We start from the raw sequence: 6,208 nt of genomic DNA on the forward strand, positions 1-6,208 counted from the left end.
TCCGACGCCATTCATGGCCATATCAATGATTTTCTGGTGCGTACCGGGCTGAGAGGCGGTGTAAGTGAACTGTAGTTGCCATGTTTTACGGCAATGAGAGCAGAGATAGCGCTGATGTCCGGCAGTGCTTTTGCCGTTACGCACCACGCCTTCAGTAGCGGAGCAGGAAGGACATCTGATGGAAATGGAAGCCACGCAAGCACCTTAAAATCACCATCATACACTAAATCAGTAAGTTGGCAGCATTACCATTTCGCCATAGACTTTCATCAACCCGATAGTAATTGAGGGTAACGGATCGGCCACACTTTTTATATGTCAGCCAGACAGGCGGATGTTTTACACAGTACTGTGCACTTTGCTCACAAGCCCGAAGATACAACTCACCATCAGAAACCATCGCAAACACCGTGTCGTCAACGGTCAGGCTGTAACTGCCAAACAATGATCGGTATTCAATTGTGCCCAACGTTGCCAGGTATTCTTGTGATTTATAGATCCGCTTATAGGAGAGGCTTTTCATAAAATTCCTTTTAAAATCATAACATAAAAGAATGATTCACATTAACGGATCCGTTAACTACGAAAATAGGCAACTTATTCTTAAGGGGCAAGATTAATTTATGTTTTCCCGTCACCAACGACAAAATTTGCGAGGCTCTTTCCGAAAATAGGGTTGATCTTTGTTGTCACTGGATGTACTGTACATCCATACAGTAGCTTACAGGGGCTGGATTGATTATGTACACTTCAGGCTATGCACATCGTTCTTCGTCGTTCTCATCCGCAGCAAGTAAAATTGCGCGTGTCTCTACGGAAAACACTACAGCCGGGCTTATCAGTGAAGTTGTCTATCGCGAAGATCAGCCCATGATGACGCAACTTCTACTGTTGCCATTGTTACAGCAACTCGGTCAGCAATCGCGCTGGCAACTCTGGTTAACACCGCAACAAAAACTGAGTCGGGAATGGGTTCAGGCATCTGGGCTACCCTTAACGAAAGTAATGCAGATTAGCCAGCTCTCCCCTTGCCACACTGTGGAGTCAATGGTTCGCGCTTTACGCACGGGCAATTACAGTGTGGTGATCGGTTGGTTGGCAGATGATTTGACTGAAGAAGAGCATGCTGAACTTGTTGATGCGGCAAATGAAGGTAACGCTATGGGGTTTATTATGCGTCCGGTAAGCGCATCCTCTCACGCCACGAGACAACTTTCCGGGCTAAAAATTCACTCTAATTTGTATCATTAAGTAAATTTAGGATTAATCCTGGAACTTTTTTTTGTCGCCCAGCCAATGCTTTCAGTCGTGACTAATTTTCCTTGCGGAGGCTTGTCTGAAGCGGTTTCCGCGATTTTCTTCTGTAAATTGTCGCTGACAAAAAAGATTAAACATACCTTATACAAGACTTTTTTTTCATATGCCTAACGGAGTTCACACTTGTAAGTTTTCAACTACGTTGTAGACTTTACATCGCCAGGGGTGCTCGGCATAAGCCGAAGATATCGGTAGAGTTAATATTGAGCAGATCCCCCGGTGAAGGATTTAACCGTGTTATCTCGTTGGAGATATTCATGGCGTATTTTGGATGATAACGAGGCGCAAAAAATGAAAAAGACAGCTATCGCGATTGCAGTGGCACTGGCTGGTTTCGCTACCGTAGCGCAGGCCGCTCCGAAAGATAACACCTGGTACACTGGTGCTAAACTGGGCTGGTCCCAGTACCATGACACTGGTTTCATCAACAACAATGGCCCGACCCATGAAAACCAACTGGGCGCTGGTGCTTTTGGTGGTTACCAGGTTAACCCGTATGTTGGCTTTGAAATGGGTTACGACTGGTTAGGTCGTATGCCGTACAAAGGCAGCGTTGAAAACGGTGCATACAAAGCTCAGGGCGTTCAACTGACCGCTAAACTGGGTTACCCAATCACTGACGACCTGGACATCTACACTCGTCTGGGTGGTATGGTATGGCGTGCAGACACTAAATCCAACGTTTATGGTAAAAACCACGACACCGGCGTTTCTCCGGTCTTCGCTGGCGGTGTTGAGTACGCGATCACTCCTGAAATCGCTACCCGTCTGGAATACCAGTGGACCAACAACATCGGTGACGCACACACCATCGGCACTCGTCCGGACAACGGCATGCTGAGCCTGGGTGTTTCCTACCGTTTCGGTCAGGGCGAAGCAGCTCCAGTAGTTGCTCCGGCTCCAGCTCCGGCACCGGAAGTACAGACCAAGCACTTCACTCTGAAGTCTGACGTTCTGTTCAACTTCAACAAAGCAACCCTGAAACCGGAAGGTCAGGCTGCTCTGGATCAGCTGTACAGCCAGCTGAGCAACTTGGATCCGAAAGACGGTTCCGTAGTTGTTCTGGGTTACACCGACCGCATCGGTTCTGACGCTTACAACCAGGGTCTGTCCGAGCGCCGTGCTCAGTCTGTTGTTGATTACCTGATCTCCAAAGGTATCCCGGCAGACAAGATCTCCGCACGTGGTATGGGCGAATCCAACCCGGTTACTGGCAACACCTGTGACAACGTGAAAAAGCGTGCTGCACTGATCGACTGCCTGGCTCCGGATCGTCGCGTAGAGATCGAAGTTAAAGGTATCAAAGACGTTGTAACTCAGCCGCAGGCTTAAGTTATCGTCTGGTAGAAAAACCCCGCTGCTGCGGGGTTTTTTTGCCTTTAGTAAATTGAACTGACTTTCGTCAGTTATTCCTTACCCAGCAATGCCTGCAGATCCAGCTTCAGAGAAGACATTTTATTCGCGTATTTCTCTTTGTTTTCCGCATCTTCAATCAGCTGAACAATCGTTTCAGAAAGCGTTTTACCGCGACGCTGCGCAAGACCAGCCAGACGTTGCCAGACAATAAATTCCAGATCGATCGACTTTTTGCGCGTATGCTGGTGTTCCGCATTAAAATGGCGCTTCCGTCTGGCACGAATGGTTTGCTTCATGCGATTGACCAGTTCCGGATTCATATGCTTGTCAATCCAGCCATTTACCAGCACGGGTTCATTTTCCAGCGAGAGCAACACATCGACGGCTTCCTGGGCGGCACTGGCTTCTATGTAACGGGTAATTAACTCCCCTTCGCGATGCTTCTTCACCAGATACTTCCATTTCCAACCGCTTTCAAGATTTTCAAGTTGTTGATATTTCATAGCGATCTCAATGTTACCGTGTAACTCTTTACAGAATATCAGCTTTTTAGGCCAGTGAAGAAAAGAATCTCCATCCTGTGAGCTTTAACGCCCATGCCAGGAGTATTGTCGGTGCTTTCTACGTGTGCTGTAGTGCCGGTTACGGTATAATCGCGGCTTTGACAACAGACTAAAAAACATCAACTTTGACCATTACGAAACTTGCATGGCGTGACCTGGTTCCTGATACCGATAGCTATCAGGAAATATTTGCTCAGCCACATTTGATTGACGAAAACGATCCTTTATTCAGTGATACTCAACCGCGGCTGCAATTTGCGCTGGAGCAGTTGCTGCATACGCGAGCATCCTCCTCTTTTATGCTGGCTAAGGCCCCGGAAGAGTCTGAGTATCTGAATCTTATTGCCGATGCCGCGCGTACGCTACAAAGCGATGCAGGCCAACTGGTGGGCGATCACTATGAGGTTTCCGGCCACTCCATCCGCTTACGTCACGCAGTGAGTGCAGATGATAATTTTGCGACTTTAACGCAAGTTGTCGCTGCCGACTGGGTAGAAGCGGAGCAACTCTTTGGCTGCCTGCGCCAGTTTAATGGCGACATTACCCTGCAGCCTGGTCTGGTGCATCAGGCAAATGGCGGTATTCTCATCATCTCTTTGCGTACACTGCTGGCGCAACCTCTGCTGTGGATGCGGCTGAAAAATATCGTTAACCGCGAGCGTTTTGACTGGGTTGCGTTTGATGAGTCGCGCCCTCTCCCCGTCTCTGTGCCTTCGATGCCATTGAAGCTGAAAGTCATTCTGGTAGGCGAACGCGAATCATTGGCTGATTTCCAGGAGATGGAGCCAGAGCTTTCAGAGCAGGCTATTTATAGCGAATTTGAAGATACTCTGCAGATTGTCGATGCGGAGTCAGTAAGCCAGTGGTGTCGCTGGGTGACATTTACCGCCAGACATAATCACTTACCTGCCCCGGGAGCGGATGCCTGGCCGGTACTTATCCGCGAAGCAGCACGCTACACCGGTGAACAAGAAACACTTCCGCTTAGCCCGCAGTGGATCCTCCGCCAGTGTAAAGAGGTCGCCTCCCTGTGTGATGGCGACACCTTCTCCGGCGAGCAGCTAAACTTAATGCTGCAGCAGCGTGAATGGCGCGAAGGTTTCCTCGCTGAACGTATGCAGGATGAGATCCTTCAGGAGCAAATCCTGATTGAAACCGAAGGCGAACGCATCGGGCAAATTAACGCCCTTTCGGTCATTGAATTTCCGGGTCATCCACGCGCTTTTGGCGAACCTTCTCGCATTAGCTGCGTTGTGCATATTGGCGATGGTGAATTCACGACATCGAACGCAAAGCGGAACTTGGCGGCAATATCCATGCGAAAGGGATGATGATCATGCAAGCGTTCCTGATGTCGGAACTACAGCTTGAGCAACAGATCCCCTTCTCAGCATCGCTGACATTTGAGCAGTCATACAGTGAAGTTGATGGAGATAGTGCCTCGATGGCTGAACTCTGCGCCCTGATAAGCGCCCTCGCCGATGTGCCGGTGAATCAGAGTATCGCTATCACAGGTTCAGTCGATCAGTTCGGTCGCGCCCAGCCGGTCGGTGGTTTAAATGAGAAAATCGAAGGCTTCTTTGCTATTTGCCAGCAACGTGAGTTAACCGGGAAACAAGGTGTCATTATCCCCACAGCTAACGTTCGCCATTTAAGTCTTCACAGTGAACTGGTGAAAGCGGTAGAAGAAGGCAAATTCACCATCTGGGCAGTAGACGATGTGACTGACGCACTGCCGTTATTATTAAATCTGGTGTGGGATGGCGAAGGCCAAACGACGCTGATGCAAACCATCCAGGAACGTATCGCGCAAGCATCGCAACAGGAAGGACGTCACCGTTTTCCATGGCCATTACGTTGGCTGAACTGGTTTATTCCGAACTGATCGGACTTGTTCAGCGTACACGTGTTAGCTATCCTGCGTGCTTCAATAAAATAAGGCTTACAGAGAACATGGTAGATAAACGCGAATCCTATACAAAAGAAGACCTTCTTGCCTCTGGTCGCGGTGAACTGTTTGGCGCTAAAGGCCCGCAATTGCCAGCACCGAACATGCTGATGATGGACCGTGTGGTCAAAATGACCGAAACGGGTGGTAACTTCGACAAAGGGTATGTTGAAGCAGAACTGGATATCAATCCGGATCTGTGGTTCTTCGGATGCCACTTCATTGGCGATCCGGTTATGCCGGGATGCCTGGGCCTGGACGCAATGTGGCAGCTAGTAGGGTTCTACCTCGGCTGGCTGGGCGGCGAAGGTAAAGGCCGCGCGCTGGGCGTTGGCGAAGTGAAATTCACTGGTCAGGTACTGCCGACAGCGAAAAAAGTGACCTACCGTATTCACTTTAAACGCATTGTTAATCGTCGTCTGATTATGGGTCTGGCAGATGGCGAAGTGCTGGTTGATGGTCGTCTGATCTATACCGCCAGCGACCTGAAAGTCGGTCTGTTCCAGGATACGTCTGCCTTCTGATTATCATCAGACAGAGTATCAAAAGGCGAAACCTCCGCAATGCGGAGGTTTCTTTTTAAAGAGACAGAATCAGGCCATTACTACCCTGTCCGCCATGGCTTCTCGCCAGCCTCCCAGCCATTGTGACCTTTGATTCAGCGTAAGCGTACAGCCTGAACCGTCTGGTCAGAATCTGACGAATTAGACAAAGTGGTGTCCACCAAATAAGTAGTGGGAACCAAAGTGTCAGATATGCAGAAAAATGTGAATCCCGGCAGGCGAAAAGGCTGCCCTAATTATCCTCCCGAATTTAAACAGCAGCTCGTTGCTGCCTCCTGTGAACCCGGGATATCCATCTCAAAACTTGCTCTTGAAAATGGCATTAACGCCAATCTGTTGTTCAAATGGCGACAACAATGGCGCGAGGGAAAGCTGCTATTACCTTCTTCAGAGAGCCCCCAGCTACTTCCTGTGACTCTCGATGCAGCTGCCGAACAGCCAGAATCGCTCGCAGAGGATCC

General features: G+C 49.3%; 6 protein-coding genes and 3 pseudogenes. 5 read left to right on the top strand and 4 right to left on the bottom strand.

What is annotated here, in order from left to right; translation table 11 throughout:
• Together BFF42_RS09610 and sxy are read right to left on the bottom strand one after the other, a co-directional pair.
• Nucleotides 1-195: IS1 family transposase (locus BFF42_RS09610; protein ID WP_001649947.1), on the bottom strand; the 195-nt coding region annotated here is incomplete at its 3' end.
• A gap of 55 nt (nt 196-250) precedes the next feature.
• Nucleotides 251-523: pseudogene (gene sxy, locus BFF42_RS09615) on the bottom strand (CRP-S regulon transcriptional coactivator Sxy); the annotation flags it as partial.
• A gap of 218 nt (nt 524-741) precedes the next feature.
• Between sxy and sulA the strand changes: the two are divergent.
• The gene (sulA, locus tag BFF42_RS09620) at nt 742-1,251 is read left to right on the top strand and encodes an SOS-induced cell division inhibitor SulA (RefSeq protein ID WP_000288710.1); all 510 of its coding nucleotides are present in this window, start codon (nt 742-744) and stop codon (nt 1,249-1,251) included.
• A gap of 357 nt (nt 1,252-1,608) precedes the next feature.
• Nucleotides 1,609-2,649 (top strand): porin OmpA, encoded by a 1,041-nt coding sequence (gene ompA, locus BFF42_RS09625; RefSeq protein WP_039060295.1) that lies wholly within the window; start codon nt 1,609-1,611, stop codon nt 2,647-2,649.
• Between the two features lie 74 nt (nt 2,650-2,723).
• Here the strand turns inward: ompA and matP are convergent, their stop codons facing one another.
• A complete protein-coding gene (matP, locus tag BFF42_RS09630) occupies nt 2,724-3,176 on the bottom strand; it encodes a macrodomain Ter protein MatP (protein WP_000877160.1) in 453 nt (150 codons plus the stop codon).
• A 185-nt stretch (nt 3,177-3,361) separates the two neighbouring features.
• Here matP and BFF42_RS09635 point away from each other — a divergent pair.
• Nucleotides 3,362-5,121 (top strand): annotated as a pseudogene (locus BFF42_RS09635) (AAA family ATPase).
• A gap of 68 nt (nt 5,122-5,189) precedes the next feature.
• Entirely contained in the window at nt 5,190-5,708 is a 519-nt protein-coding gene (gene fabA / locus BFF42_RS09640) for a bifunctional 3-hydroxydecanoyl-ACP dehydratase/trans-2-decenoyl-ACP isomerase (RefSeq protein WP_000227927.1), read from the top strand.
• A 69-nt stretch (nt 5,709-5,777) separates the two neighbouring features.
• Here the strand turns inward: fabA and BFF42_RS09645 are convergent.
• Nucleotides 5,778-5,849 (bottom strand): annotated as a pseudogene (locus tag BFF42_RS09645) (ribosome modulation factor); the annotation flags it as partial.
• Nucleotides 5,850-5,939: 90 nt separating this feature from the next.
• Here BFF42_RS09645 and tnpA point away from each other — a divergent pair.
• Nucleotides 5,940-6,208 (top strand): IS66-like element accessory protein TnpA (tnpA, locus tag BFF42_RS09650; protein ID WP_241525476.1); only part of this gene is annotated, 269 nt, incomplete at its 3' end.

This window comes from Shigella sp. FC1661, from assembly GCF_001712525.1.
Taxonomy (GTDB): Bacteria; Pseudomonadota; Gammaproteobacteria; order Enterobacterales; family Enterobacteriaceae; genus Escherichia; species Escherichia coli.